General features: G+C 64.9%; 25 protein-coding genes and 1 pseudogene. 7 read left to right on the forward strand and 19 right to left on the reverse strand.

Annotation, left to right across the window (positions count from 1 at the left end; genetic code table 11):
- Positions 1–5 precede the first annotated feature (5 nt).
- The 3 genes from ACTHL0_RS02815 to dalD form a co-directional block, all read right to left on the reverse strand.
- The gene (locus ACTHL0_RS02815) at positions 6–977 is read right to left on the reverse strand and encodes a sugar-binding transcriptional regulator (protein ID WP_440565063.1); all 972 of its coding nucleotides are present in this window, start codon (positions 975–977) and stop codon (positions 6–8) included.
- 40 nt (positions 978–1,017) lie between these two features.
- Positions 1,018–2,499: a xylulokinase gene (gene xylB / locus ACTHL0_RS02820; protein ID WP_440565064.1), complete on the reverse strand. Its 1,482-nt coding sequence runs from the start codon at positions 2,497–2,499 to the stop codon at positions 1,018–1,020.
- A 115-nt stretch (positions 2,500–2,614) separates the two neighbouring features.
- A complete protein-coding gene (gene dalD / locus ACTHL0_RS02825; protein WP_440565066.1) occupies positions 2,615–4,027 on the reverse strand; it encodes a D-arabinitol 4-dehydrogenase in 1,413 nt (470 codons plus the stop codon).
- A 183-nt stretch (positions 4,028–4,210) separates the two neighbouring features.
- Here dalD and ACTHL0_RS02830 point away from each other — a divergent pair.
- Positions 4,211–4,366: pseudogene (locus ACTHL0_RS02830) on the forward strand (type II toxin-antitoxin system RelE family toxin); the annotation flags it as partial.
- Here the strand turns inward: ACTHL0_RS02830 and ACTHL0_RS02835 are convergent.
- The 5 genes from ACTHL0_RS02835 to ACTHL0_RS02855 all read right to left on the reverse strand — a co-directional run bounded on the left by ACTHL0_RS02835 (position 4,363) and on the right by ACTHL0_RS02855 (position 8,506).
- Positions 4,363–5,145, reverse strand: coding sequence for a metal ABC transporter permease (locus ACTHL0_RS02835; RefSeq protein ID WP_440565067.1), 783 nt, complete (start codon positions 5,143–5,145; stop codon positions 4,363–4,365). The pseudogene ACTHL0_RS02830 and the gene ACTHL0_RS02835 overlap by 4 nt on opposite strands.
- Positions 5,138–6,109 (reverse strand): ABC transporter ATP-binding protein, encoded by a 972-nt coding sequence (locus ACTHL0_RS02840; protein WP_440565068.1) that lies wholly within the window; start codon positions 6,107–6,109, stop codon positions 5,138–5,140. Before ACTHL0_RS02840 ends, ACTHL0_RS02835 begins: the two co-directional genes overlap by 8 nt.
- Positions 6,110–6,111: 2 nt before the next feature.
- Positions 6,112–6,999 (reverse strand): metal ABC transporter solute-binding protein, encoded by an 888-nt coding sequence (locus tag ACTHL0_RS02845; RefSeq protein ID WP_440565105.1) that lies wholly within the window; start codon positions 6,997–6,999, stop codon positions 6,112–6,114.
- 70 nt (positions 7,000–7,069) lie between these two features.
- On the reverse strand, positions 7,070–7,540 hold the full coding sequence (locus ACTHL0_RS02850) for a Fur family transcriptional regulator (RefSeq protein ID WP_440565069.1): 471 nt from the start codon (positions 7,538–7,540) through the stop codon (positions 7,070–7,072).
- A gap of 267 nt (positions 7,541–7,807) precedes the next feature.
- Positions 7,808–8,506 carry an NUDIX hydrolase gene (locus ACTHL0_RS02855; protein ID WP_440565070.1) on the reverse strand — a complete coding sequence of 233 codons (699 nt, stop codon included), beginning with the start codon at positions 8,504–8,506 and terminating at the stop codon, positions 7,808–7,810.
- Positions 8,507–8,631: 125 nt separating this feature from the next.
- On the opposite strand from ACTHL0_RS02855, the gene prs reads away from it, so the two are divergent.
- Both prs and ACTHL0_RS02865 read left to right on the forward strand, forming a co-directional pair.
- Positions 8,632–9,480: a ribose-phosphate diphosphokinase gene (gene prs, locus ACTHL0_RS02860; RefSeq protein WP_440565071.1), complete on the forward strand. Its 849-nt coding sequence runs from the start codon at positions 8,632–8,634 to the stop codon at positions 9,478–9,480.
- Positions 9,481–9,534: 54 nt separating this feature from the next.
- Positions 9,535–11,295: a nicotinate phosphoribosyltransferase gene (locus ACTHL0_RS02865; protein WP_440565072.1), complete on the forward strand. Its 1,761-nt coding sequence runs from the start codon at positions 9,535–9,537 to the stop codon at positions 11,293–11,295.
- 104 nt (positions 11,296–11,399) lie between these two features.
- On the opposite strand, the gene kynA is transcribed toward ACTHL0_RS02865, so the two are convergent.
- Genes kynA through kynB form a run of 3 tightly spaced genes read right to left on the reverse strand, consistent with a single transcriptional unit; the run spans position 11,400 to position 14,311 of the window.
- The gene (gene kynA / locus ACTHL0_RS02870) at positions 11,400–12,368 is read right to left on the reverse strand and encodes a tryptophan 2,3-dioxygenase (RefSeq protein WP_440565073.1); all 969 of its coding nucleotides are present in this window, start codon (positions 12,366–12,368) and stop codon (positions 11,400–11,402) included.
- A gap of 10 nt (positions 12,369–12,378) precedes the next feature.
- The gene (kynU, locus tag ACTHL0_RS02875; protein ID WP_440565074.1) at positions 12,379–13,629 is read right to left on the reverse strand and encodes a kynureninase; all 1,251 of its coding nucleotides are present in this window, start codon (positions 13,627–13,629) and stop codon (positions 12,379–12,381) included.
- Positions 13,630–13,663: 34 nt separating this feature from the next.
- Entirely contained in the window at positions 13,664–14,311 is a 648-nt protein-coding gene (gene kynB / locus ACTHL0_RS02880; protein ID WP_440565075.1) for an arylformamidase, read from the reverse strand.
- Between the two features lie 130 nt (positions 14,312–14,441).
- Here kynB and ACTHL0_RS02885 point away from each other — a divergent pair, with 130 nt between their 5' ends.
- Positions 14,442–14,936 (forward strand): Lrp/AsnC family transcriptional regulator, encoded by a 495-nt coding sequence (locus tag ACTHL0_RS02885; protein WP_440565076.1) that lies wholly within the window; start codon positions 14,442–14,444, stop codon positions 14,934–14,936.
- Positions 14,937–14,967: 31 nt separating this feature from the next.
- Here the strand turns inward: ACTHL0_RS02885 and ACTHL0_RS02890 are convergent, their stop codons facing one another.
- The gene (locus tag ACTHL0_RS02890; protein WP_440565077.1) at positions 14,968–15,477 is read right to left on the reverse strand and encodes a flavin reductase family protein; all 510 of its coding nucleotides are present in this window, start codon (positions 15,475–15,477) and stop codon (positions 14,968–14,970) included.
- A 325-nt stretch (positions 15,478–15,802) separates the two neighbouring features.
- On the opposite strand from ACTHL0_RS02890, the gene msrA reads away from it, so the two are divergent.
- Entirely contained in the window at positions 15,803–16,357 is a 555-nt protein-coding gene (msrA, locus tag ACTHL0_RS02895) for a peptide-methionine (S)-S-oxide reductase MsrA (RefSeq protein ID WP_440565079.1), read from the forward strand.
- Here the strand turns inward: msrA and ACTHL0_RS02900 are convergent.
- The 3 genes from ACTHL0_RS02900 to pdxH all read right to left on the reverse strand — a co-directional run bounded on the left by ACTHL0_RS02900 (position 16,329) and on the right by pdxH (position 19,593).
- Positions 16,329–17,537 (reverse strand): DUF72 domain-containing protein, encoded by a 1,209-nt coding sequence (locus tag ACTHL0_RS02900; protein WP_440565080.1) that lies wholly within the window; start codon positions 17,535–17,537, stop codon positions 16,329–16,331. The two genes, msrA and ACTHL0_RS02900, sit on opposite strands and share 29 nt — an antisense overlap.
- A 44-nt stretch (positions 17,538–17,581) precedes the next feature.
- Positions 17,582–18,796, reverse strand: coding sequence for a class I SAM-dependent methyltransferase (locus tag ACTHL0_RS02905; protein WP_440565081.1), 1,215 nt, complete (start codon positions 18,794–18,796; stop codon positions 17,582–17,584).
- Positions 18,797–18,954: 158 nt separating this feature from the next.
- Entirely contained in the window at positions 18,955–19,593 is a 639-nt protein-coding gene (gene pdxH, locus ACTHL0_RS02910) for a pyridoxamine 5'-phosphate oxidase (protein ID WP_440565082.1), read from the reverse strand.
- 195 nt (positions 19,594–19,788) lie between these two features.
- Here pdxH and ACTHL0_RS02915 point away from each other — a divergent pair, with 195 nt between their 5' ends.
- On the forward strand, positions 19,789–20,661 hold the full coding sequence (locus ACTHL0_RS02915) for a tRNA threonylcarbamoyladenosine dehydratase (protein WP_440565083.1): 873 nt from the start codon (positions 19,789–19,791) through the stop codon (positions 20,659–20,661).
- A gap of 154 nt (positions 20,662–20,815) precedes the next feature.
- Here ACTHL0_RS02915 and trxA read toward each other — a convergent pair whose 3' ends face one another.
- From trxA to tsaE, 4 genes are all read right to left on the reverse strand, one after another.
- On the reverse strand, positions 20,816–21,664 hold the full coding sequence (gene trxA / locus ACTHL0_RS02920) for a thioredoxin (RefSeq protein WP_440565084.1): 849 nt from the start codon (positions 21,662–21,664) through the stop codon (positions 20,816–20,818).
- 157 nt (positions 21,665–21,821) lie between these two features.
- Positions 21,822–22,715: a pirin family protein gene (locus ACTHL0_RS02925; RefSeq protein ID WP_440565085.1), complete on the reverse strand. Its 894-nt coding sequence runs from the start codon at positions 22,713–22,715 to the stop codon at positions 21,822–21,824.
- A 127-nt stretch (positions 22,716–22,842) separates the two neighbouring features.
- Positions 22,843–24,444 carry an N-acetylmuramoyl-L-alanine amidase gene (locus ACTHL0_RS02930; RefSeq protein ID WP_440565086.1) on the reverse strand — a complete coding sequence of 534 codons (1,602 nt, stop codon included), beginning with the start codon at positions 24,442–24,444 and terminating at the stop codon, positions 22,843–22,845.
- The gene (gene tsaE / locus ACTHL0_RS02935; protein ID WP_440565087.1) at positions 24,426–24,965 is read right to left on the reverse strand and encodes a tRNA (adenosine(37)-N6)-threonylcarbamoyltransferase complex ATPase subunit type 1 TsaE; all 540 of its coding nucleotides are present in this window, start codon (positions 24,963–24,965) and stop codon (positions 24,426–24,428) included. Before tsaE ends, ACTHL0_RS02930 begins: the two co-directional genes overlap by 19 nt.
- A 17-nt stretch (positions 24,966–24,982) precedes the next feature.
- Between tsaE and queG the strand changes: the two genes are divergently transcribed.
- Positions 24,983–26,311 (forward strand): tRNA epoxyqueuosine(34) reductase QueG, encoded by a 1,329-nt coding sequence (queG, locus tag ACTHL0_RS02940; RefSeq protein WP_440565088.1) that lies wholly within the window; start codon positions 24,983–24,985, stop codon positions 26,309–26,311.
- Positions 26,312–26,334: the final 23 nt, after the last annotated feature.

Genomic DNA, 26,334 nt, shown 5'->3' on the forward strand with positions numbered 1-26,334 from the left:
TCGGCTCATCGCTTCTCTCCCCGCGTTCCCGTTTCCCCCAACGCCGCCCGCGCACACGCTTCATCCGTCACGAGCCCCGATAGCCAGCCGCCCTTCAGTACCGCCTGGACGGCGCCGTGTTTGCGCTCGCCTCCGGCGAAGCCGATCGTCGGCCGCTTGGGCGGCGAATCGAGCGGGACACTCGTCACGCGCCGGCCCGTCGGCGATTCGACGCGCTGGCCGGCGGCGTCGATGGGCAGCCCCAACATTTCAGCCACGGCCCCGCGTTTCGTCAGTTCGCCCACTTCGCCGGCGGTAATGAAGCCGTCAACGTGCAGCGGGCACTTCGGCCCGATGTCGCCGATGCCGACCAAAGAGACGTCCGCTTGCGCCGTCAACGATTCGACAATGCGATACAAACGGTGATTGACCCACTGCGCACGTTCGGTTTCGCTGTCGGCGATGAGCGGCGCCGGCAGCAGGAAGTGCTTGCCGCCGGTTTTTTCAGAGATGTGCAATGCGACATCGTAGCGGTTCGACGAGCCGTCCTGCGCGATCGCCCCGACCATCGACACGAGCCGGTGCTGCGGCCGGTCGATTTGCCCCAGTTGATCGGCGGCCGCCTTCAGCGTGCGGCCGCTGCTCACTGAGATGATCATCGGCTTTTCTTCGCTCAGATAGCGCTCCATCACTTGCGCGCCGGCCACGGCGAGCTTGCGATCGATGGCTTCGGGCGCATCGTCGTCGACGGGCACGACTTCGCACATCGATAGTCCGAAACGGGCCTTCAATTGCTCGGCCAGCGTCAGGCAATCGGCCAACCGGTGTTCGATGCGCACGCGCACGAGATTCTTTTCGACGGCGAATGCCACAAGACGCTGCGCGACGGGCCGCGATACCTGCAGCTTTTCGGCGATTTCGTTCTGCGTGTTCCCCGCCACGTAGTAGAGCCAGGCGGCGCGGGTGGCCAGGTCGAGCTTTTCGTTGAGTTTTGACACAGTGATGGACCCGGTACGGATGAAGCTGCGAGAGAGGATATCAGGCCAGCCGCTCGCGCGAGGGGTCGAACAACGGGCGCACGTGCCGATAAAGCGACCGGTAAGCGTCCAGGCGCGCGCGCAACTGTGCATGACGCTGCGCGTCCGGCGTGAATTGCGCGACGACGGGCGGCTTGGCCAGCACTTCGCGGGGATCGCCGCCGGTTGCGAGCCAGCCGAGCCTCGCCGCGCCGAGCGCCGCGCCCGTTTCGCCCCCGCCGTGCTGGCGCGTCGTGGTCGACAATGCGTCGGCCAGCAACTGCGCCCAGAACGTGCTGCGTGCGCCGCCGCCGAGCAGGGAGAGCGCGTTCGGCGCCGTACCGGCGGCGGCCAGCGCATCGAGGCCGTCCGTCAGCGCCAGGGTCACGCCTTCGAGTACCGCATAGCCGAGCAGCGCGCGGTCGGTCGCGTGCGTCATGCCGAAGAACACCCCCTGTGCGTAAGGATCGTTGTGCGGGGTACGCTCGCCCGATAGGTACGGCAGAAAGATCGGCGCCGATTCGAGCGTATCGGGCGGCAGCGCGGCGGCCTCGCCGACGAGCGTCGGCTCGTCGGTGCCGGTCAGTTTGCACACCCACCGCAGGCAACTCGCGGCGGATAGCACGACGCTCATCTGATGCCAGCGATCGGGGATCGCATGGCAGAACGCGTGCACGGCCGATGCCGGATTCGGCGAAAAACGATCGCCCACGACACAGAGCACGCCGGATGTGCCGAGCGAGACGAAGCCGTCGCCCGGCTCTGTCGCGCCGATACCGATCGCGCTCGTCGCGTTGTCGCCGCCGCCGGCGGCAACGATCACTTCACCGCTCAAGCCCCACTCGCGTGCGATGTCGGCGCGCAGGACGCCCGACGGCGCGCTGCCTTCGGCCAGACGCGGCATTTGCGCGCGGCGCATATCGCAGGCAGCGAGCAGCGCGTCGGACCAATCGCGCCGTGCCACATCGAGCCAGAGCGTGCCCGCGGCGTCGGAGGGATCGGAGACCCGCTCGCCTGTCATCCGCAGCCGCAGATAATCCTTCGGCAACAGCACACAGGCCGTGCGCTGAAAGACCTCGGGCTCGTGCCGCGCGACCCACAGCAGCTTGGGCGCGGTGAAGCCCGGCATTGCGAGGTTGCCTGCCACCGCGTGCAGTTCGGGCGCGCGCTGCGTGAGCTCGGCGCATTCTTCCACGCTGCGCATGTCGTTCCAGAGGATGGCCGGGCGCAGGACGCGATCGGCGGCGTCGAGCAGTACCGCGCCGTGCATCTGCCCGGACAAGCCGATGCCGCGCACTTGGGCGAATGCGTCAGGGCAAACGGCGCGTAGTTTCGCGATGGCCTCGCAGGTGCCGCGCCACCAATCGGCCGGATCCTGTTCGGCCCAACGGGGATGCGGCCGCGATACATGGAATGGCGAACCCGCGGTGGCGAGCACGCGCGCGTCGGCCGAGAGCAGCAAAACTTTGACTTCGGACGTGCCTAGGTCGATGCCGAGGTACATGGCGGACGGCCCCTTGGTCGATGCGATCCGTAATGAGATCGAAAAACGCCGGCGCGCAACGTGCGCGCCGCGGATGCGCTACTTTAGCCGCGCGACGCGCTGGCGCCAATGTCGGTCAGCGCGATGGCTGCTCGCGTAAGGCCAGCCAGACATCGACGCGTTCGAGCGCCGCCTCGATCACGCGTCGGAGCCGCACCTCGCCGGCGAGGCTGCCCCAAAGGGCGCGCGACGCGCAGAACGGGGCGAGCGGATCGGGCGCATCGAACCACGCGTGCACCGCGGCTTCATCGAGCAGGCCATCCTGATACGCGTAGGGCAACCGGCCCTGGTGCCATCGATCGAGAAAGCGGAAGAAGAGCGCCGGCAGCATCGCGGTGGCGTTCGGCTGCGCGTTGCGCGAAAAGCTTTCGATCAGCGTCGGGGCGATGAAGCCCGGGATCTTCGAGAAACCGTCGGCCGCGACACGTTGATTCGTGTCCTGGATGTAGGGATTGCTGAAACGATCGAGGACGACGTCGCGATAGTGCGCCAGATCGAGCGGGCTCGGCGTCAGGCAGGGGATCACGTCTTGCGTGACGTACTCATGCGCGAACCGGCGCACATCGGCATCGAGCGTGCCTTCATGGATGTAGGTATGGCCGACGAGCGAACCCGCCCAGGCAATGCAGCTATGGCTCGCGTTCAGGATGCGGATCTTCGCTTCTTCGTATGGCATGACCGATTCCACGAGTTCTGCGCCGGCCTTCTCCCACGCCGGCCGTCCTGCCTTGAAGCGGTCTTCGATGACCCATTGAATGAACGCTTCGCCCATGACTGGGCAGGCGTCGGGGATGCCCGTCGCTTCGAGTACGCGCGCACGGACGTCGTCGGTCGGACGCGGCGTGATGCGGTCGACCATCGAATTGGGGCAGCTCGTGTTCGCCTCGAACCAGGCTTCGAGTTCCGTCTCGCCGCGTGCGGCCAGGAATGCGCGCATGCCCGCTTCGAAGCGCTCGCCGTTGCTGCGCAGGTTGTCGCAGCTTTGCAGCGTGACCGGGCCGGCGCCGCTTGCGCGGCGCGCATCGAGAATCGCGGCGAGGGCGCCGTAGATCGTCGTGCGCGCACCGGCCAGGTCCGCGGCGAGATCGGGATTCGCCGTATCGAGGCGGTCGTCCTCGTCTAGGTAATAGCCGCCTTCGGTGACGGTGAACGAAATGATTTTGCAGGCAGGGTCGGAGCCCGCTTCCACGATCGACGCGAGCGTCGGCGACCAGGCCAGCACGCGCTCGATCGAACGAATCGTTTCGTAGGCGCGCTCGCCTTGGGGCGTGACGGTCTCGAGCGTATAGACGCCTTGCTGCCTCGCCAGCGCTTCGAGCGTGGCGTTCATATCACTACGGATATTGCCGACGGTCAGTGACCAATGAGGATCGCCCGAGCCCGCCGCGGCACGCAGGCGATGGAGGTACCACGCCTGGTGCGCTCGATGAAACGAGCCGACGCCCAAGTGCAAGATCACATTCGAGCCGGTGCTGCGCGCATTGACCATCGTTTTGTCTCCTTTGCGGGCCGGGGCTTCGGCCCCGAACGCCGATTCCGCCCAGCGATGTTGAGTGCGGCGACCGATGCGCCGTCGGATCCAAATGGATCTTTTGTTCGTTGACTGAGCGAATGATCGGTTTGTGGCGCGCGAAAGTCAAGACGCGTTGCAGCGAGAGCGGGACGAGGGAGGGCATTTGAGACCGGTGACCGGTACAAGATCAAACTGAAAAGCGCCGGCTACCGCCTCGTCTATGAAGTGCGGGATAAGCAGGTCACAGTCATTGTGGTCGCGGTGGGCAAACGCGAACGCGACGCTGTCTACTTGGCGGCGGCTAAGCGATGTTAGCGCCGGCGCAACAAACTCGCGCAGTACACAAGCGCCGAAAGCGCGGTGATCCAGAAGCTCGTCGGCCAATCGGTATAGAACGCGAGCGTCACACCAAGCCACGCTTGAGCGAGCGCAAATAAGGCTGCCAGACCGACGCCGGTGGCGAGGCGCGTCGACAGATTTTGCGCGGCGGCGGCCGGCCCCACCATCAGCGTAAAGACGAGCAGCACCCCGACGATCTGCGTGCAAGCGGCGACGGCCAGCGCGGCGATCGCCAGAAAGAGCACGGAGACGAGCCGCAACGACACGCCTTTCGCTTCCGCCAGCTCGGGCTGCAGCGTCGCGAACAACAGCGGGCGCATGATCGCCCCCAGGGCGATCAGGCTCGCGGCGCCAATGCCAGCTAGCACAACGAGCGTCGAATGCGTGACGCCCAGTACGTTGCCGAACAGCAGCGCCGTGACCTGCGTCGCGTATGCGGTGAAAAAGTGCAGGAAAAGCAATCCGCAGCCGAGCGCGAGCGAGAGGACAACACCGATCGCGACATCGCGGCCCGCCAATCGCTCCCCGAGCGCCCCCATCGACACCCCGGCCGCGAGCGTGAAGCCGATCATGCCCCACAGCGGCGAGATGCCGATGAGCACGGCGCCGGTGGCACCGGTGAATCCGACGTGCGACAGCGCGTGACCGGCGAACGTTTGCCCGCGCATCACGAGAAAGTAACCGACGACGCCTGCGAGCACGGCGACGATCCCCGACGCCGCGAACGCATTCACCATGAAGTCGTATTCAAACATCGTGCGTGTGTCCGTGTGAATGGTCGTGGCCATGCCCCCCCGGGCGCTGGCCGTGCTCGTGCCCGTGTGCATGCGCATGGCCGTGATGCGCCGCGCCGTCGCCGTCGTTCTCGTGTTCGTGATCGTGCTTTTCGACTTCGACGTCGCCGGACATGACGAAAATGCGCCCGTTCACACGCATCACGTCGATGGGAGAGCCGTACAGCCGCGACAGCACGGGGCGCGTAATGACTTCGTCGACTGTCCCCAGTGCGGCGCTACCGCTGCCGAGATAAAGCACGCGGTCGATCGCATTGAGCAGCGGGTTCAACTCGTGCGCGGAAAACAGCACGGTGATACCGAGCTCGCGTTGCACGCGTCGGACGAGTTCGACGACGCTGCGCTGATGGTGCGGATCGAGACTGATCAGCGGCTCGTCGAGCAACAGCAACTGCGGTTTGCCGAGCAGGCATTGCGCGAGCAGCAGGCGTTGGCGCTCCCCGCCGGAAAGCTCGGAGAGCGGCCGTGCGGCGAGCTTGCCCGCGCCGACGAGCTCGAGCACGCGTTCGACGTCATCCCGCGTGGCGGCGTCGGCGATCGGCAAGCCCCACCGGTGGCCGTCGGCGGCCATGGCGACGAAATCGCGCCCGAGCACACGGCGGCTCGCGAGCGCGCTGCGCGTCTGCGGCATATAGCCGATCGAGGGATTGCCGCGCGCGACACTGGCGCCTTTGACACGAATCGCCCCGCTCGCCACCGGCACGAGACCGAGTACGGCGCGCATCAGTGTCGTCTTGCCGGCGCCATTTGGCCCGAGCACGCCAACGAATTCCCCTGCGCCGATCGCAAGGCTCACATCGTTGAGGATCGCACGTCCGGCCAGCTCGAGCGATACGTGATCGAATTCGAGCGCGGGACCCTGTGAGTGGTCACGGCTGGCGGAGGCCGCCGCCGGCGCTTCACCGCGTTCACTGTCCTCGTTCATGCTCAATGTCCTCCGAGCGCCTGTGCGAGCGCGTCGACCTGCGCACTCATCCACTGTTGATACGTTTTACCGGCGGGCTGCGTTTCGGTGAAGCTGACGCTCGGTATGTTCGATTGCCTGGCGAGGCCCAGCATGCGCTCGGTCAGTTTGGTGACGGCTTGCGCGTTGTAGATCAGTACGCGCACGCGCTTGCCGCGCAAGTCCTGCTCGAATGCGGCGATGTCGGAGGCGGCCGGTTCGGTGTCGTTCATGACCGCCAGTTGAAAGCGCGCATTGCGCATCGCGAGGCCGGCGGCGTCGCACAGATAGCCGGCGACGGGTTCCGTGGCAGTCACGGCAACGCCTTGATACTTGGCCTTCAGGTCATTGATTTTGTTGTCGATCGGCGCAAGCGACGCAAGGAAGCGCGCGAGATTCGCGTCGTAATCGGTCTTATGCGCGCTGTCCAGGCGGGCGAGTGCATCGGCGATCTTCCTGGCGACGGCGGGCATCGTTTGCGGGTCGTACCAGAGGTGCGGGTTATCGCCGGCTTTTTTGCCCATGACATCGGCGGCCACGATCGCCACGCGCCGATCGTTTTTCGACGCGGCGAGCAGCTTTTCCATCCACGGATCGTAATCGGCGCCGTTATAGACGACGAGCGCCGCCCGATGCAGGTCGCGCGCGGTTTTCGGGCTCGCTTCGAACAGATGCGGGTCTTGATCGGGGTTGCTGAGGATGCTCGTCACGCTCACGTGGGCGCCGCCTAATTGCTGGATAACGTCGCCGTAGAAATTTTCGGCGGCGACCACGGGGATCGGGGCGCTCTGCGCCAACGCGGCCCCGCTGAAGATGAGCGCGGCCATGCCCAACGCGATGTGCTTCGCCACATGGCGCACAGACGCTGCCATGCGACCCGTGAGGCCGATCGATTTCATCCGTTCTCCTAATGATCGAAAACCAGCGACAACACGAAAGGCGTCAATGCCGATGCGTGTGTTCGCCGCGCTTGTGCCGGCAGTGGCCGCACAGCCCGCTAAGCTCGACGACTTGTTTGTGAACCTCGAAGCCGTGCGCGGGGGGCGTGGACGAAAGCCGTTCGGCGAGTTCTTCGCCGGGGATTTCGAGCGTATCGCCGCAGCGTTCGCAGATGAGGAACTGGCTTTGGTGCGGTTTGCCGATTTCGCAGCACGCGACGAACGCGTTGCGCGATTCGATGCGGTGAACAAATCCGTGCTCGACGAGGAATTCGAGGGCGCGGTAGACGGTAGTCGGCGGCACGCGGCCGCGCTCGGGCTCGAGGGCGGCGAGCAAATCGTAGGCGCCGATCGGTTTGCCCGCCGCGGCGACGAGCGCATAGACCTGCCGGCGCAGCTGGGTAAGCGCCAGGCCGTGTTCGGCCGCGTACGCATCGGCGCGTGCGAGGCGATCGGTCAAGGAGGCGGCTGACATGGCTTCGTTCCGAAGTAATTCGTGGCTGCGATGATATAACATATCACCGCATCGCGTATGGAACGATAAGGTGGGGGACCGGGGGCGAGGTCATCGCGCGGCGGTCAGGCGCTGCGCGGAAGCAGGCAGCCGCGCGCGTGATTGACCTCGCCGTCCCGAACGATTACAGCTATGGGTTCGTCTGCCCGCGTGTAAAAGTCGAGCGCGCCGACGTGGCGGCGTTTCGCGACTGGCTGCTCGCGCAGGGGGACGCGTCAGCGAAGCGGGTCACCAGCTCGCCCGCTTGAACAAGCCGAGGCGGTCGGCGCGGAAGAGCCGTGCGGGCCGTTGGTTGCCCCCTTGATAGTCGTCGGTCGCGATCAGGACACCCGCTTCGTCCACGGCCTCTCCCGCCTGCACGTCGCCCACCTTGATACCCAGTCTCGAGCGGAACGTGGCCCGCGTGACGGTTTCGCCGAACACGGCTTCGTACGTGTGCTGCAACTGCGTCAACGTGAATTTCTCCGGCAGCAGCCAGCACGGCAAGGTCGAATAGCTCGATTTGTTTCTGACGCGCTCCACGGCGGCGCGCACCTGCCCGGTATGATCGAACGCCAACTCGGGGAGGCCGTCCACCGAATAGAATTCGAAGACGTCGGACGATGCCGCCGCCAACTCGTCCAACGGCACGAGCGCAACATAGCTGATCGCGACCGACCACCCGCGCGGGTCGCGCAGGGGGCCCGCGAATGTCTGTACCTGCTCGAGGTAGCGCGGCGCGAGCCCTGTCTTATCCAGCAGCGTACGGCGTGCGGCATCCTCCAGCGACGTATCCCGATCGGTATGGATGTACCCGCCCGGCAGCGCCAGCGCGCCGCGGTACGGCTCACCTGGGCGCCGGTGCAGCGCGACCATCAAGCCTTGCTCCGCCAGCGTCAGCAGCACCACATCGACGCTCACGTCCGGCTTTCCGTATGTCTTGGTCATCGCCGCCGTCCTCCCTTGCCTGAAACAGGAAAATATTTTAACAAAGATAGTTGCAGATATCGACTATGTCGATCTATACTTCGCTTCATGTTAGTTGAACTTTACAACTATGTGGAGAGAGGGCGATGATTGGCATCACGGCAGTGGTCGAAACGAAAGGCTCCCCGGATGTGTCCGAGGCCGCACGCAGTCCAGTCGAACTGAAGGTATTGAAGTTTCCGGGTGGCGAATTGCACGTCGCGGTTCAAACGGGCGCCGCAGCGGACGCATTGGAGTTGAACGCGCACGTTCCCAACGCCGATGCGGCAATGACGTTGCTGATGACCACCGACGCACTGCGTCGCGCGTATCCGGGCACGGCGATCGATCTGCACCTGCCCTACGTTCCGTACGCGCGCCAGGATCGCGTCGCGAACCCGGGTGAATCGCTGAGCGCGAAGGTGTTTTGCGAGCTCATCAATGCACAGCACTACCGCCGGGTCGTGGTTCAGGATCCGCATAGCGACGTCACGCCGGCCCTGCTCGATCGCGTGGTCATCGACGATCCGCTGCCCGCCTTGCGTCGCGTGCTCGACCGGATTCGCACGGAATGCGCGAACGTGGCGTTGGTCGCGCCCGATGCCGGTGCACGCAAGCGGGTCCTCAAACTGGCCGCGCAACTCGCGCTCCCCGTCGTGTTCGCCGACAAAGTGCGCGATACCCGCACCGGGGCCATTACGGGCACCGAAATCCAAGGCGAATTGCCCGATGGCGCGCTGCTCGTCGTCGACGACATCTGCGACGGCGGCCGCACCTTCACCGAGCTCGCCCAAGCCGTCCGCCAAAAACGTGGCGGCAGCATGGCGCGCCACCCATTGTTCCTGTACGTTACGCACGGCATTTTCAGCAAGGGGCTCGATGGGCTGCTCGAAAGCTATGCCGGCGTTTTTACGCGCAACAACTGGACGAGCGACACGCGCGCCATCCGGGTTTGACAAGACAACAACCAACCAGCAACACATCAATACAACGCACCGAGGAGCAAGAGCATGAACGGACTGATCCCCTTCAATCTCGCGGATTTCTACAAGACCGGCCACCCGTCGATGTACCCGGGAGAAACCACGAAGCTCGTGGCGAACTTCACGCCGCGCTCGGCGAAATACGCGCCGGTGCTGCCGCAGTTCTTCGACGACAAGATCGTCTGGTTCGGGCTCCAAGGGTTTATCAAGGAGTTTTTCCTCGGCGTGTTTCAACGTGAGTTCTTTCAAGCGCCGAAGGCCGAGGCATTGCGTAAGTACAAGCGCCGCATGGATACCGCGTTGGGGCCGGATGCCGTGCCCATGGATCGACTCGCGGCGCTGCACGATCTCGGCTACCTTCCGCTCGAATTGCGCGCCCTGCCGGAAGGCGCACGCGTGAACATCAAGGTGCCGCCGGTTGTGTTCATCAATACGCACGCCGATTTTCCGTGGGTCTCCACCTATTTCGAAACGCTCTTCAGCACGGAACTGTGGAAGCCGTCGACAGTAGCGACGATCGCCTTCGAATTCCGCAAGCTCCTGACTTACTTCGCAAGGCTCACGGGCGCACCGGAAGCCTTCGTCGACTGGCAAGGTCATGACTTCTCGATGCGCGGCATGAGCGGCGTGCACGACGCGATGCGCTGCGGTACGGGGCACTTGCTCTCGTTCACGGGCACGGACACGATTCCGGCCATCGACTACGCCGAGGATTACTACGGCGCCGATGCGGACAAGGCGTTGGTGGGCGGCTCGATTCCCGCATCCGAGCACAGCGTGATGACGTTGCGTATTTTGTTCACGCTGAAGCGCCTGGCGACGGGCAAGGGCGACGCCGTGTTGACCGCCGCCGCGTTGAAGGCGTTGTCGCAGCAGGAAGCCGCGGCTCAGATCGAACGGCTGACCAAGGAAGTCGCTTCGACGGGCTACGAAGAGAAAGGGCTGCGGCGGCTGGCGGAGCGCGAAGTGATTCGCGAGTTCGTCACGCAAGATTATCCGGCCGGAATGGTATCGCTGGTCTCCGATTCGTTCGATTACTGGAACGTGATCACCGTCATCGCGAAGGAGCTCAAGGAAGACATTCTGGCTCGCAAGCCGAACGCACTCGGACAAAGCCGCGTGGTGTTCCGTCCCGACTCGGGCGATCCGGTCCGGATCCTGGCTGGCTACGAACAGAGCGAACTCGCGCGCAATGCCGACGGCACGCTGCGCATGCAAGACGGCAAGTACGTGGTGGCGGCCACCGATGTAGCGATCACCGAGGCCGAGTACAAAGGCTCCGTGCAATGCTTGTGGGACATCTACGGCGGCACGATGACCGAGAAGGGCTACAAGATGCTCAACGACAAGGTCGGCCTGATCTACGGCGATTCGGTCTCGTTGCCGCGCGCCTTCGAGATCATGCGCCGGCTGGCCGCGAAAGGCTTCGCGTCGAGCAATGTCGTCTTCGGGATCGGCTCGTACACGTACAACATGCTGTCGCGCGATACCTTCGGGTGGGCGATGAAGGCGATCTATGCCGAAGTCGGTGAAGAGCAAGTGGACATCTACAAGGATCCGGCCACCGACGACGGCACGAAGAAGTCGGCACGCGGCCTGTTGCGCGTCGAAAAGGAAGGCGACGGCTACGTGCTCCACGAGCAACAGACGCTGGAACAATTCGACGCGGGCGAGCTCAAGCCGGTCTTCCGCGACGGCGAATTGCTCGTGACGACGACGCTCGCCGAGATTCGCGAGCGCTTGCGGGCCTCGTGGGTCTGCCCGGAAGCGGGCAGCCTGGCGATGTGACCTGGCCGGGCCGTGCCTCGCTCGTTCGTCAGCGAGGCACGTTTCCCTGATTGAAACAATCCTTTTTGGGGCTGGCGCAAGCCTGGAATTCGCGTGAACAGGCCCTAAAGCACAGTGCGCACGTGCCACAGCTCGGGAAACAAGACGACATCGAGCATCTTTCGCAGATACGGCGCGCCGCTCGTGCCACCCGTGCCTTGCTTGTAGCCGATGATGCGCTCCACGGTCGTGACATGGCGGAAGCGCCATTGACGGAACGCGTCCTCGAGATCGACGAGTTCTTCGGCCATCTCGTAGAGCTCCCAGTGTTCGGATGGATTGCGATAGACCTCCAGCCATGCCGCTTCGACGGACGCGTCATAGGTGGTCGGCTGGGTCCAATCGCGTTCCAACCGATCCGGGGCGATCGAAAAGCCTCGGCGCGCGAGTAGCCGGACCACTTCGTCATAGAACGACGGTGCTTCCAGGGCGGCCTTCACCTGCGCGTGAACCTCCGGATGGTGCGCGTGCGGCTTCAGCATCTGCGCATTCTTGTTGCCCAGCACGAATTCGATCTGCCGATACTGATACGACTGAAAGCCCGACGACGAACCCAGGTACGGACGCATGGCCGTATATTCGGACGGCGTCAGCGTCGCCAGTACGTTCCACGCTTGGACGAGCTGTTCCATGATTCGCGACACGCGCGCCAGCATTTTGAAGGCGGGCGGCAACTCGTCGCGTTGCACGCTGCCGAGCGCCGCGCGCAGCTCGTACAGCGCCAGCTTCATCCAGAGCTCGCTCGTCTGATGCTGAATGATGAACAGCATCTCGTTGTGATCGGGCGAGCGCGCATGTTGCGCATGCAGGATTGAATCGAGCGAGAGGTAGTCGCCATAGCTCATCGATTGTGAAAAATCGAGTTGCGCGTCATGCCAGCCCGCGTCTCCCGGGGGAACGTGCGGTGCCCCCTTGACTGCCCCGTCGCTCGGTGCCGATTCGCCGCCGTGTCCGAATGGGCAGCCCCCGCGTGCCGCATGCGACGTCGGCTCCGCGGCTTCCGGCATCTCGGGTAAGCGCATATGTTCGGTCATTCAGGCCTCCTCAGGTAACGGAATGACGCGCCGCGTATTCGGGCGCGCGCCAGGCTTCGGTATCGAGCACGTCACGCAGCGTTTCGACGGCATCCCAGACATCGACGAACCGCGTATAAAGCGGTGTGAAACCGAAGCGCAGCACGCGCGGTTCGCGGTAATCGCCGATCACGCCGCGCGCGATCAAGGCTTGCATGACCTCATAGCCGTGCGGATGCTCGATGCTCACGTGCGAGCCGCGCTGCGTATGGGCGCGTGGCGTGACGAGCGTCAGCGGATGGCCCGGGCAACGCGTTTGAACGAGATCGATGAAGGCATCGGTCAACGCGAGCGACTTGCGCCGGATCGCCTGCATATCGGTTTCGAGGAAGACGTCGAGTCCCGCTTCGACGAGCGACATCGAGACGATCGGCTGCGTGCCGCACAAGAAGCGGCCGATCCCTTGCCCAGGGGCATAGACGGGATGCATCGAAAACGGCGCGGCATGCCCCCACCAGCCCGACAGCGGCTGCGCGAGCGCATTCTGATGGCGCTTGGCCACCCAGGCGAACGCCGGCGAACCGGGCCCGCCGTTCAGATATTTGTAAGTGCAGCCGACGGCGAAATCCGCATGCACGCCGTTCAAATCGACGGGAACGGCACCGGCCGAATGTGCGAGGTCCCACAGCGCGAGCGCACCTGAGCGCTGGATGAGCTGCGTGAGCGAGGCCATATCGTGCATGTAGCCGGTTCGATAGTTCACATGCGTGATCATCGCAACGGCCGTGTCGTCCCGGATGGCATCGGGCAGGTCGGCCGGATCGTCCACGAGACGCAGCGAGTAGCCGCGATCGAGCTGTTCGATGAGCCCTTGGGCGATATAGAGATCGGTCGGGAAATTGGCGCGCTCGGACACGATCACGCGGCGGCTCGGATCGCGATCGTGCGCCATCCTCAAGGCCGCCGACAGCAGCTTGAACAGATTGACGGAAATCGTATCGGTGACGACGAGCTCGTCGCTGGCCGCGCCGACGAGCGGCGCCAGCTTGTCGCCGAGGCGGCGCGGCAGCGCGAACCAGCCTGCCGCGTTCCAGCTGCGGATGAGCCCTTCGGTCCACTCTTGGGTGATGACTGCTTGGGCGCGTGCCGCGGCGGCCGCGGGCGGCACCCCCAGCGAGTTGCCGTCGAGATAGATGACATCCGGGGCCAGCGCAAACCGGTCGCGCAGGCGGGCAAGGGGATCGTCGCGGTCGAGCGCGATCGCATCGGCACGTGTTTTCATGAAAGGGTCAACAGTTTGTCGAGGTAATAAAGGGTTAGGCGGCGAGCGATCCGGGGAGCGCGCGCAGAACCGCGCGCACTGGGCTGGCATCGAGTGTCGTGAGCTTCAGCGGCAGCGCGATGAGCTCGTAGTCGCCGGGCGCCACGGCGTCGAGCACGAGCCCTTCGAGGATCGACATCCGATGCGCGCGCACGCGCCCATGCGAATCCATCGTTTTGGAATCCTGAGGATCAAGCGAAGGCGTGTCGATCCCGATTAAGACGACGCCGCGTGCGGCAAGAAAGTCGATCGTCTCGGGCGCGACGGCGCAAAACGTTTCGTCCCAGCGCGTAACCGGTGCGCGCTCATAGGTGCGCAGCAGCACGCGCGGCGGCAGCGCATCGGCGAACGGCGCAATGTGCTCGGGCAAGACGAGCGGCGACGCGCCGATGCAATGCACGACGCGGCAGGGGCCCAGATAGGGCGCGAGCGGCACGTGGCCGATTGCAACGCCCTCGGCGTCGTAGTGCAGCGGCGCGTCGGCATGCGCGCCCGTATGGGGCGAACAGGTCAGACGCGCGACGTTCACGGGCGAACCCGCTTCCATGCGCCAGACGCGCTCGATGCCGACGGGCGTATCGCCCGGCCAAACGGGGGTGGCGGCCTCGACGGGCGGCGAAATGTCCCAGATCGTCTCCTGCATGTTTCCTCGCGGTTAGGGGAAGCTTGCGACGATGATAGGCAACTTCGCGCGCAAAGTGCTTGCGAAATTCTCTCCACGAATCGAGCGGACTAGAACATAATTCGAGATAAACCGAAAAAGGGGGCCAAAAATGAACGCGATCACGCTGGACGCCACCGATTGCCGCATTCTGAGCGTTCTTCAGAACGAAGGCCGGATCAGCAACCTCGATTTGGCCGATCGCATCTCGCTGTCGCCATCGGCGTGCCTGCGCCGGTTGCGGTTGCTCGAAGAGCAGGGTGTCATCGAACGTTATCGGGCGTGCTTGAACCGTGAGGCGCTGGGATTCGAGCTCGAAGCTTTCGTGCAGGTTTCGATGCGCAACGATCAGGAGAATTGGCACGAACGCTTTGCCGAGGCGGTGCGAGCGTGGCCGGAAGTCATGGGTGCGTTCGTCGTCACAGGGGAAAGCCATTACGTCCTGCGCGTGCTCGCGCACAACCTGAAGCATTACTCCGACTTCGTGCTCAGCAAGCTGTATAAGGCGCCGGGCGTCATGGACATTCGATCGAACATCGTCTTGCAGACACTGAAAGAGGACTCGGGGGTGCCGGTGGTGTTGGCGCAGGCAACCGCGGTGCGCTGAGCCGCCGCGGCCGGCGGCTCCCAGCTGTGCTTTAAAGCGGCTTCACCCCGTGAAATGCGCCGCCATGAAAAATGAGCGGTGCGATATCCTGCGCCTCCGGGTGGACGCCGCAGCGCTCGACTTCACCGACGAAAATCACGTGATCGCCTTCTTCGTAGCGGCTTCGGTTGTGGCATTCGAACCAGGCGAGCGCGCCTTCGAGCACGGGCATGCCGGTATCGCCGGCCGCGTGCGAGACGCCGGCGAAACGATCGCCCTTGACGGTTGCGAACCGCTGGCACAAATCGAGTTGCGACGCGGCCAGCACGTTCACTACGTAGTGGCTGTTCGTCTGGAACACGGGCATCGAGGCGGATTTTGTCGCGAGGCTCCAGAGCACGAGCGGCGGATCAAGCGAAACCGAATTGAACGAGCTGGCCGTGATGCCGATCAACTGCCCCGACTGGGCGCGCGTCGTAATGACCGTCACGCCTGTCGCGAATTGACCCAATGCCTGCCGGAACGCGACGACATCGAAGTTCGGGGGGCTTGCGCGCTTCATCGTGCGCTGGCTCCGGCATGCCGCACGGCGGCCGCGCGCTGCGCAGGGTGCGCACACACGAGGGCAGTCGAAAAGGAAAAGTCCAAGGCTGAAAACGTCGTAGCGTAAGTGGCGAAATAGTTGATTTTAATTGAATACGCAATCGGCCGACCTCGCTGTGCGAAATAGGCTGCGTTGGACGGTGGCATCGCCTGCGCGTGGTGGGCTCCCATCTTTGCCCAAAACGCACTAAGCTAGTTCTCTCTGAGCGCAATCGCACGTCGGGCGGGTTGCCCGTCCCGCTGCCACCCGCGCTAACCGCATATGAATGAGGAGAGCGAAAGCCATGAGTCAGACGACCGAAACCGCCACGCTGGGCGGCGGCTGCTTCTGGTGTCTCGAAGCGGTCTACCTTGATGTCGAGGGCGTCAAGAGCGTCGAATCGGGCTATGCGGGCGGCAGGCTCGAACGGCCTACCTACGAGCAAGTCTGTGACGGCGGCACCGGGCATGCCGAAGTGGTCAAAGTCGAATTCGACCCGACCCGGATCAGCTATCACGAGATCTTGAAGATCTTCTTCTCGATCCATGATCCGACTCAACTGAACCGGCAAGGCAACGACGTCGGCGAACAGTACCGGTCCGTCATTTTTACGGATAACGACCGTCAGCGGGAGATCGCCCTCGAATCGATTCGGGAGCTCGAGCGCGATGGTGTATTCGACGCCCCGATCGTCACGAAAGTCGAACCGCTCGACGGCAACTACTGGCCGGCCGAAGCCTATCATCAGCGGTATTTCGCTCAGCACCCCGAGCAGGGATATTGCGCGTTCGTCGTGGCGCCGAAAGTCGCGAAGTTTCGCGCGAAGTTCGCTAGCTGGATGCGTCCGGGCGCGGCGTAGGCAGCGCCTCTTCCCGCAACCGGGCGCAGGCGGCCGCGATTTCGCGTGCGAGCCCGAGACACGTGAGCGGGGCCGACCCTTCGGCCTTGTTGTTCGTCACGATCAGCACGGGTTGCCCTGCGATGGCATAGCGCGCGGCCAGTTCGGCGAGTGCCGAGCGCGTTGCCGGGTCTTCGTCGACGAGCCGGTTGAACGGCTCGTACTTCGCTTTCGCCTGTTCATACTTGAACCCGCCGTGCAAGCTCCAACGGACGATGAGCGGCCCGCAGGGCGTATCGCCGTCGAGCAGCGCGAGCGCCGCCGCTTGCCGCAACGGGTCCGGCATGCGCGCGTGCAGCCCCACGCAGTAACGGATGCCGCGCTCGCGCAACATCCGGATAAGCCGCGGCGTGAGCAGACAGGCGTCGCGAATTTCCAGCGCGTAGCAGGTGGGTGCGAAGGCGCCCTCTTCGCCGGACGCAGAGGCCGGCAAGGGCGGCAATGCATCGAAAAACGCGCCGAGCCGTTCGACGAATGCGATCGGCTCGGCCAGGATACGGTCCGGCAACGGCGGCAATTGGAACACGAGCGAGCCGGCCTTGGTGCCCAGACCGGCCAGACAAGGCGTCACGAATTCGGCGGCGGCCAGCTTCGCATCGAGAAAGCACGGGTTCTCGCCGATCGGCTCGCCGCGTTCGGCGCGTAGCGACGCGTCCGTCACCGAAGCGGGTGCCTTGACGATGAAGCGGAAATCATCCGGCACTTGCTGCGCGTAGCGCAGGTAGTCCGCCACGGAAAGCGGCGCGTAAAACGAACGATCGATGCTGACGGTGCGCAGCAGCGGATGCGCGCCGTAGGCCGCGAGCCCGTCACGGGCGAGCTTCGAATCGCTGTAAGCCTCGCCGTAGACGATGCCTTCCCAGCCCGGGAACGACCAGGACGACGTGCCGAGCCGCACCTGCGGTGGGAGCACCTGCGCGCAATCGAGCACATCGGGCGACGCCGGTGCAGGGAGCACGGCCCGTGCGCGGCGGCCTCGCTTGGCCTGCGCCGCCGCTTCGGCTGTCCCTGCGGTTCCGGCGGTTTCACCGGTCCCGGTGATGTCGTCGGAGGGCGTTCCGGCCGTGGGCACCCGCCGTGACAGGCCGGTGTCTTCACCGCCGAACAGATCGAATTGCGTACCGTCTTTGCTGGCTGCCATCGAATACCGGGCCCGGCACAGGGGCCTCACATGCGCGCTACGCGCTAAAGCGGCCGATCGTACATGTAGCGGCGCGACCAAGGCAACGTTTGAGCGCTGCGGCCCGCTCTGCGGCAGACGATCTGGAACAGCGAGACATCGTCGTGCTCGAACGCGTAGGCGCAGCCGGCCAGATACACGCGCCAGATGCGAAACTTTTCGTCGTCGACGAGCGTTTTGAGCTTGTCGCTGTGAGTCTCGAAGTTCTCGGTCCAGATTTCGAGCGTATGCGCGTAATGCCGCCGCAAGCTTTCGATGTCGACCGGTTCGAGCCCGCCGCGCTGCATCGCCTCGAGCGCGAGACTGATGTGAGGCAGCTCGCCATCGGGGAAGACATATCGATCGATGAACTCGCCGCCGCCAAGCGCCGTCTCCCCGCTGTCGTAATCGCTGGACGTGATGCCGTGGTTCATCGCAATGCCGTCTTCGGCCAACAGCTCGCGAATCTTCGTGAAATAGGTGGGCAGATTTTTACGCCCGACGTGCTCGAACATGCCGACGCTCGTGATGCGGTCGAATTGCCCGTCGAGGTCACGGTAGTCTTGCAGACGAATCTCGATCTTGTCGGCCAGCCCCGCCGCTTTCACGCGTTCGGTCGCCAGGTCGAACTGATTTTGCGAGAGCGTGACGCCGACGCACTGTGCCCCGAACTGGCTCGCTGCGCGCAAGACGAGCGCGCCCCATCCGCAGCCAATGTCCAGCAGGCGCTGACCGGGCTGCAGCTGGATTTTTCTCAAAATGTGGTCGATCTTCTTGCGCTGCGCCGTGCCGAGATCTTCGTCTCCGTTTTCGAAGTAGGCGCACGAATAAACCATGCTATCGTCGAGCCAGAGTTGGTAGAACTCGTTCGAAACGTCGTAGTGATATTGGATCGCTTTTTTGTCGGACGTTTTCGTGTGATTGAAGTAGCGTCGCACACGGGCGAGCTTGCTGGCGCTCGTGACCGTGCTCTTGGCGAGCGAGTAGCCGATCGTGATGATGTCCGAGAGCTTGCCCTCGATATCGATCTTGCCCTCTACGTACGCTTCGCCGAGATTGTCGAGGCTGGGCTCGAGCAGCAGCGGCAGCGCGGACGCCGAATTGACCTTGAGCGTGACCTGCGGCGCGGCGAAGCTGCCGAAGTCGAGTTGTTGCCCGTTCCATAACACGAGGCGCGCCGGCAGGTTCGTCTTATTGCGCACATCGTCCACCCACTGCGCCAGCTTTTTCTCCCAGAACATGCGTTTTCTCCGTGTACGTTGAAAATGCAAAGCAGAGCAAAGCGGCCGTCCGCAGCTCGCACTCGAGGCACGGACAGCGTGTTCTTGCACAGACGGCCCCGCCGCGAACCCCGGTACGGGCGAAGCGGCGCGCGCCGGCGCGAGGCGTCAGCTCGCCGTCAAGGCGATAATCGCGAGATGCGCCAGCTGTCGGCGCTCAGGCGGGTGTAAAGAATTCGGTCGTGCAGGCGCGACGGGCGCCCTTGCCAAAATTCGATGGTTTCGGGCACGAGGCGATAGCCGCCCCAGTGCTCAGGCCGCGGCGGGTCTTCACCGAAACGCTCGGAGAACGACTTCTCCCGCGCTTCGAGCAGCGCCCGGCTCTCGATTGGGCGGCTTTGCTCCGACGCCCAGGCACCGATCCGCGAGCCCAGCGGACGCGAATGGAAATACGCGTCGCTTTCTTCGGCGCTCGTCTTTACGACCGTGCCTTCCACGCGCACCTGACGTTCGAGTTCGATCCAGTAAAAGAGCAGGCTCGCGTGCGGATTGGCCGCGAGGTCGAGCCCCTTACGGCTTTCGTAGTTCGTGAAAAAAACGAACCCGCGCGCGTCGACGCCCTTGATGAGCACAATTCGCGCCGAGGGATAGCCGCGCGCATCGACGGTGGCGAGCGTCATCGTGTTCGGCTCGGGCAGCCGCGCGTCGAGCGCTTGCTTGAACCAAGCGTCGAATTGGCGGATCGGATCGGCGTCGACACTCGTTTCGTCGAGTGAGCCGCGCGCATAATCTTTACGGAGATCGGCGAGGGTTGTCATGTTGTTATGCGACCGCTACACAGTCGGGGTCAGTATAGCCAACCTGCGAGAAACCTGCCTCGGGTTGGGCCGAAATCGGGTGAAATCTAAAATAGTGGCGAGCGCGCGCAGGATGCGCCAGTACGCCAAGCGCCGCAGCTGGAACGGGCTCGTTGAGGCACAATACGGCCCTCGCTCGTCAGATTTGCACGCGTCATGTCCACCCCCCACGCCACTGCGGCCTCATCCGATCCCATTCCCGCGCTGAGCGGCGTCGAAGACACCGAGCAGGCGGATCGCGCCCGCCGCTTCGGTGGCATTGCCCGTCTCTACGGCCCGGATGCGCTCGCCGCGTTCGAGGCCGCTCACGTCGCCGTCATCGGTATCGGCGGCGTGGGTTCCTGGGTGGCGGAGGCGCTGGCGCGCAGCGCGATCGGGGCGCTGACCTTGATCGATCTCGACAATGTCGCCGAAAGCAATACGAACCGGCAAGTGCACGCGCTCGACGGCAATTACGGCAAGCCCAAGGTCGACGCCATGGCCGAACGTATCGCGCTCATCGATCGCGCATGCGTCGTCCATCGCGTCGAGGATTTCGTCGATCCGGACAATTTCGATGCGCTGCTTGGGGGCGGGTTCGACTACGTCATCGACGCCATCGACAGCGTCCGCACGAAAACGGCGCTCATCGCGTGGTGCGTCGCGCAGGGGCAGCCGCTCATCACGGTGGGCGGGGCGGGCGGGCAGCTCGATCCCACCCGGATCCGCATCGACGATCTGGCGCTGACCATCCAGGATCCGCTGCTCTCGAAGGTACGGGCGCAGTTGCGCAAGCAACACGGCTTTCCGCGTGGGCCCAAAGCGAAATTCAAGGTGAGCGCCGTCTATTCGGACGAACCGCTCATCTATCCCGAGGCGGCCGTCTGCGATATGGACAATGTCGCCGAGCATCTGAACACCTCGCCCGGCCATGCCGGCCCGGTCGGGCTCAACTGCGCGGGGTTCGGCTCGAGCGTCTGCGTGACGGCGAGCTTCGGCTTTGCCGCGGCCGCCCACGTCCTGCGGGCCTTGGCGAAGACGGCGCGCTGAGCGGGACTGAGCGGGACTGAGCGCGGGCCGTCTTCGCGTGCAGGGCCGGCGCGCTGGTGCACGACGGCCGAGCGGCGCGCCCGTCGCTCAGCGCATCGTCCCGCGCGGACGCGTCAGTCCTGCGCCGATGCGGCAGGTCAGTCCAGCACGACGTTCAGTTCAGTGCGGCGCTGAGCCGGCGCCGCCATGCCGATACCAGCTCCGGGCGGTGCGCCGCCAGATCGAAAACCGACAGCATCGTCTTGCGGCCGACATCATCGCGGAACGTACGATCGCGCTTGACGATTTCGAGCAGATGTTCGAGCGCGGGTTCATAAGCGCGCCGCGCGATCAGCGCGTTAGCCAAGTCGAAGCGCGCCTCGAGATTGCCGGGATCGGCCGTGACCGCCGTCTCCAGTGCGTCCGTCGGCGGCAGGTCGGCTGCCGCATCGAGGGCGTCGAGCCGGGTCTTCAAGGTGTTGTAGCGCGCGTCGATGCCTTGCGTGATCTTCGGCGAAAGCAGTTCGGCCTCGCGGCGTGCGTCGTCGGTCCGCTCTTCGTCGAGCAGCACCTCGATCAAATCGAGCCGCGCCTCGTCGAAACCCGGATCGAGCGCGAGCGCCGCTTGCAGGTGCTCGAGCGCGACATCGCGCTGGCCCGCCTCGAGCGCATGCAGCGCGACGCGATGTTCGGCCTGGGCCGGATCCGGCACCAGGCGGTCGATAAACGCGCGCAGCTGGCTTTCCGGCAGGACGCCGGTGAATTGATCGACGGGGCGCCCGCCCGAAAACGCCACGACGTGCGGGATGCTGCGCACTTGAAAATGGGCCGCAAGTTCCGGGTTTTCGTCGACGTTGACCTTCACGAGCCGCCAGCGGCCGGCATAGTCGTGTTCGAGCTTTTCGAGCAGCGGGCCGAGCGACGTACAGGGCCCGCACCACGGTGCCCAGAAATCGACGAGCACGGGCGCGAGCGCCGAAGCGTCGATGACGTCTTTCTCGAAAGTTGCCAAGCTGGTATTCATCACATCCTCGTGGGTGACTGCTTGCGGGTGGCGTTCCGTGCTGAGCGGCGCCATCCGTGCCGATAAGGGCCGCATCGCGCTGCCTGGTGCCGCTTTCAGTTGCTTAATGCGGCTTAATGCGGAAGACAGCCTGAAGCTGGGGACGGCTCCCGTGTTTTCAATCTTTGCGCGCGTGCGCAGCGCGCTCGGGCAGCGGGATCCATTCGGTCTCGCCGGGCACGTGGCCCATCGTTTGGGCCGACCATGCGGCCTTCGCCTCGCTGATTTTTTCGCGCGAACTCGCCACGAAATTCCATTCGATGAAACGTTCGCCGTCGAGTTTCGCGCCGCCGAGCAGCATGACCGATGCTCCGGCGCGGCTTGACAGCGTGGCCGTCTCGCCCGGCACGAGCACGGCCATGTGGTGGGCATCCAAGGGCTCGCCGTCGATCGCGAGATCGCCGTCGACAAGGTAGACACCGCGTTCTTCATGTTCGGGCGTCAGCGCGAGCGCACCGTCGGGGGCGAAGTTCGCCGCGACATAGAGCGTCGGCGAGTAGGTGCGCGTCGGCGCTTCAAAGCCGAAGGCACTGCCGGCGATGACGGTCAGCGTGACGCCGTTGCGTTCGATCTGCGGCAGCTTGGCGGCGGTATGGTGCTCGAACGAGGGCTCGTCGGTTTCGTGCGCGAGCGGGAGCGCCACCCACGTCTGGATGCCGTGCACCACTTGGCCGTGGCGCCGCTCCTCGTCCGGCGTGCGTTCCGAGTGGACGATGCCGCGGCCGGCCGTCATCCAGTTGACGTCACCCGGCGTGATTTTTTGGACCGAGCCGAGACTGTCGCGGTGAAGCATGGCACCTTCGAACAGATAGGTGACCGTCGCCAGGCCGATATGCGGATGCGGGCGGACGTCGACACCGGTGCCCGGCGCATAGCTGGCGGGCCCCATGTGATCGAAGAAAATGAACGGGCCGACGAGACGGGCCGCGAGTGCGGGCAGCACGCGACGCACCGCGAGACTGCCGATGTCGCGGAGCGTCGGCTTCAGGATGGCTTTGACGGATGTCGGCACAACGCACTCCATACGGGGTCGGCTGGGCGGACCATTGTACTTCGGCATGCGAATCCGGTTCCGTCGGCTGTACCGGGGCGCGCGCCAGCATGGCGGCGGCCGGGCAGGGCCGTGCCCGGCCGTCGGATTACGCCATCCGGTTCTTGGCCAACGGCGGGTTCGCCGCGAAGTAGCGTTTGATCCCTTTGAGGATCGCGCTCGCCATTTCGCTGCGATAACCATCGTCGTTCAAGCGCTTTTCTTCCTCGGGATTGCTGATGAAAGCCGTTTCGACGAGGATCGACGGAATATCGGGCGCCTTCAATACGGCGAAGCCTGCCTGCTCCACCGAACCTTTGTGCAGCTTGTTGATCTCGCCCACTTCTTTCAGCACGAAAGAGCCGTAGCGCAGGGAATCGCGGATTTGCGCCGTGGTGGACATATCGAACAGCGCGCGGTTGACCGACGCGTCCTCTGTCTTGACGTTGATCCCGCCAATCAGATCGGACGAGTTCTCCTTATTGGCCATCCAGCGGGCCGCGGCGCTCGTCGCGCCGTGCTCGGACAGTGCGAAGACCGATGAGCCGCGTGCCTCGGGCGTCGTGAACGCGTCCGCGTGGATCGAGACGAACAGATCGGCGCCGACGCGCCGCGCCTTCTGCACGCGGACGTTCAGCGGGACGAAGAAGTCGGCGTCGCGCGTCATCATCGAGCGCATGTTCGGTTGCGCATCGATCAGCGCCCGCAGCTTTTTCGCGACATCGAGCGCGATATGCTTTTCGTAGGTGCCGGCGCTGCCGATCGCACCGGGATCTTCGCCGCCGTGGCCCGGATCGATCGCGACCGTGAGCAGGCGCACGGTCTTGCCGGACTTGGGCGTGGTGAAGGCGTAGGTATCGCCGCTGTCGCCCAGCCCGTCGTCGGCCGCACCGGCGTTCTTGTCCGGGCCGCCCGGTCGCTGGGCCAGCGCGGGGGGCGCAGTGGCGGGCTTCGGCGCCTTGTGGGCCGCCCCCCTGCCTGCGTTGGCGCTCGGGGACGCCGGGCCGCCCGGCGCCCCGGGGGGCGTGTTTTGGGCGTAGCGCTGGAAAAACGCGTCGCTGTTGTCCGGCGGCGAGGGCGGCGTGCCGGGCGCCGCGTTCGGCCCCGCCAGCGGTGCGGGCGCGTTTTGAAGTGTGTCTGCCTCGCGTGCGCTGTCGTCCAGCCGCTTGTCCTTGCGTTCCGTTTCGGCCAATAGCTCCATCAGCGGATCGGGGGCGACCTTCGGATACAGATCGAGGACGAGCCGATAGCGATAGCTGCCTACGGGCGGCAACGAAAACACTTGAGGCTTGACCGAGCCTTTCAGATCGAACACGAGACGCACGACGTGCGGCTGGAACTGCCCGACGCGGACCATTTCGATTTGCGGATCGTTCGGTGTGATCTTCGAGACGAGATCGCGCAGGGCCTGATCGAGATCGAGGCCGTTCAGATCGACGACAAGGCGATCGGGCCCTTGCAAAAGCTGCTGCGTCGTTTCCAGCGGCTGATCCGATTCGATCGTCACGCGCGTGTAGTCGCGCGCCGGCCACACCCGCACGCCGAGCACGGAACTGGCGAGCGCCGCGGTCGGGAACCCGAAGGCGGAGGCCAGCCCGACGACCAGCGTCGATGCGCCCGCGCGCAACACTTGGCGGCGGCGCCAGTTATGCGTCGCGGTCGCCGCCGATTCGATCGACTGGAACGGTTTGATCAACATCTTTCGAGACATGCTTTTCCTGAGTCGCTATAGGCACGGGCGTCGAGCAGGCGCCGGTCGTCATCGATCGGTTCGAGGGCGAACACGAGATCGGGCGTGCCGAGCAGCGCACCGGCCTTCTGCGGCCATTCGACAAGGCAGATCGCGCCCGCATCGAAATATTCGCGAAAGCCGGCGTCAAGCCACTCGGCCGGATCGGCGAAGCGGTAGAGATCGAAATGGTAGAGCTCGAGTTCCCCCTGGCCGCGAGCGAGCGCGTACGGTTCGACGAGCGTGTAGGTCGGGCTGCGCACGCGGCCTGAATGACCGAGGCCGGCCAGCGTCGCGCGCACGAGCGTCGTGTTGCCGGCGCCGAGATCGCCGAGCAGCTGCACATGCAGGCCGCTGAAAGGCGGCAGCAGGCGCACGGCATCGATCGACTGCGCGAACCGCGCGCCGAACGCATCGGTTGCCGCGAGATCGTCGAGCGTGAAGCGGCGCTCTAGCAGCGCTTTCGCGGGCGGAAAATACGACGAAGCGGGTGCGGCGGGCATTCTCGTAAAATAGCGGGATGAAACGAAGTCCGGAACAGGCCAGCCCTGGCGCGCACGCACTCGGCGAGGCCGATACGCGCGGCGGCGCCGGCCAGGCCGCCAATCCTCTCGACGATGGCGCGCTCGCCACGCTCGCGCAGCACATCAAGACGTGGGGGCGCGAGCTGGGCTTCGCCGCCGTCGGGATCAGCGACACCGATTTGTCGGATGCCGAAGCGGCGCTCGCCGCCTGGCTCGAAGCAGGCTGCCACGGCGAGATGGATTATATGGCCAAACATGGCGCGAAACGCGCACGGCCGGCCGAGCTTGTGGCCGGTACGCGACGTGTGATCACTGCGCGCATGGCCTATTTGCCCGCGGCGATGCTGGCGCAAGCCCCGGATGAAAGCCGATCGTCAGCCGCGTCCGATGTCATGCACGACGATTGGCGCGCGCGTGAATTCGCTCGCCTCGCCGATCCGGCGGCCGCCGTCGTCTCCCTCTACGCGCGCGGCCGCGACTATCACAAGGTCATGCGGGCAAGGCTGCAGCAGTTGGCCGAGCGCATCGAGCGCGAGATCGGCGCGTTCGGTTATCGTGTCTTCACCGATTCGGCACCCGTGCTCGAAGTGGCGCTCGCGCAAAAGGCCGGCGTCGGCTGGCGCGGCAAGCATACGTTGCTGCTCGAACGCGACGCCGGTTCGCTGTTCTTTCTCGGCGAGATCTATGTCGACTTGCCGTTGCCGACCGATGCGCAAACGGCGCCGGAACGGGCGACGCGCGAGGCGGGTGCGCATTGTGGACAGTGCACGCGCTGCATCGATGCGTGCCCGACCGGCGCGATCGTCGGGCCTTATCGCGTCGACGCCCGCCGGTGCATCTCCTACCTGACGATCGAGCTGAAAGGCAGTATTCCCGAGCCGCTGCGTCCGCTCATCGGCAACCGGATCTACGGGTGTGACGATTGCCAGCTCGTGTGCCCGTGGAACAAGTTTGCACAGGCAGCCAGCGTCGACGACTTCGACGTACGCCACGGGCTCGACCGTGCCACCCTCGTCGAGCTGTTCGCCTGGAGCGCCGAGATGTTCGATACGCGTATGCAGGGCAGCGCGATCCGGCGGATCGGCTACGAGCGGTGGCTGCGCAACCTGGCCGTCGCGATGGGGAATGCACTGCGCGCGGGACGCGGTGAGCGCAGTGACCCGGCGGCGACGCCGCATGCGGAGTCGAACGCCGATCGAACGGGGCAGCCGGGCACACTTGAAGACGCGATGCGCACGCGTATCATCGCGGCGTTGCGTGCGCGGGCCGACGATCCCTCGCCGCTCGTGCGCGAGCACGTGCACTGGGCGCTGCAAGCGGCGTAAGCTATCGGGCACGCGAAAGCCGC

Origin of the sequence: Trinickia sp. (genome assembly GCF_051961175.1) — a bacterium.
In the GTDB taxonomy this organism is placed as follows: domain Bacteria; phylum Pseudomonadota; class Gammaproteobacteria; order Burkholderiales; family Burkholderiaceae; genus Trinickia.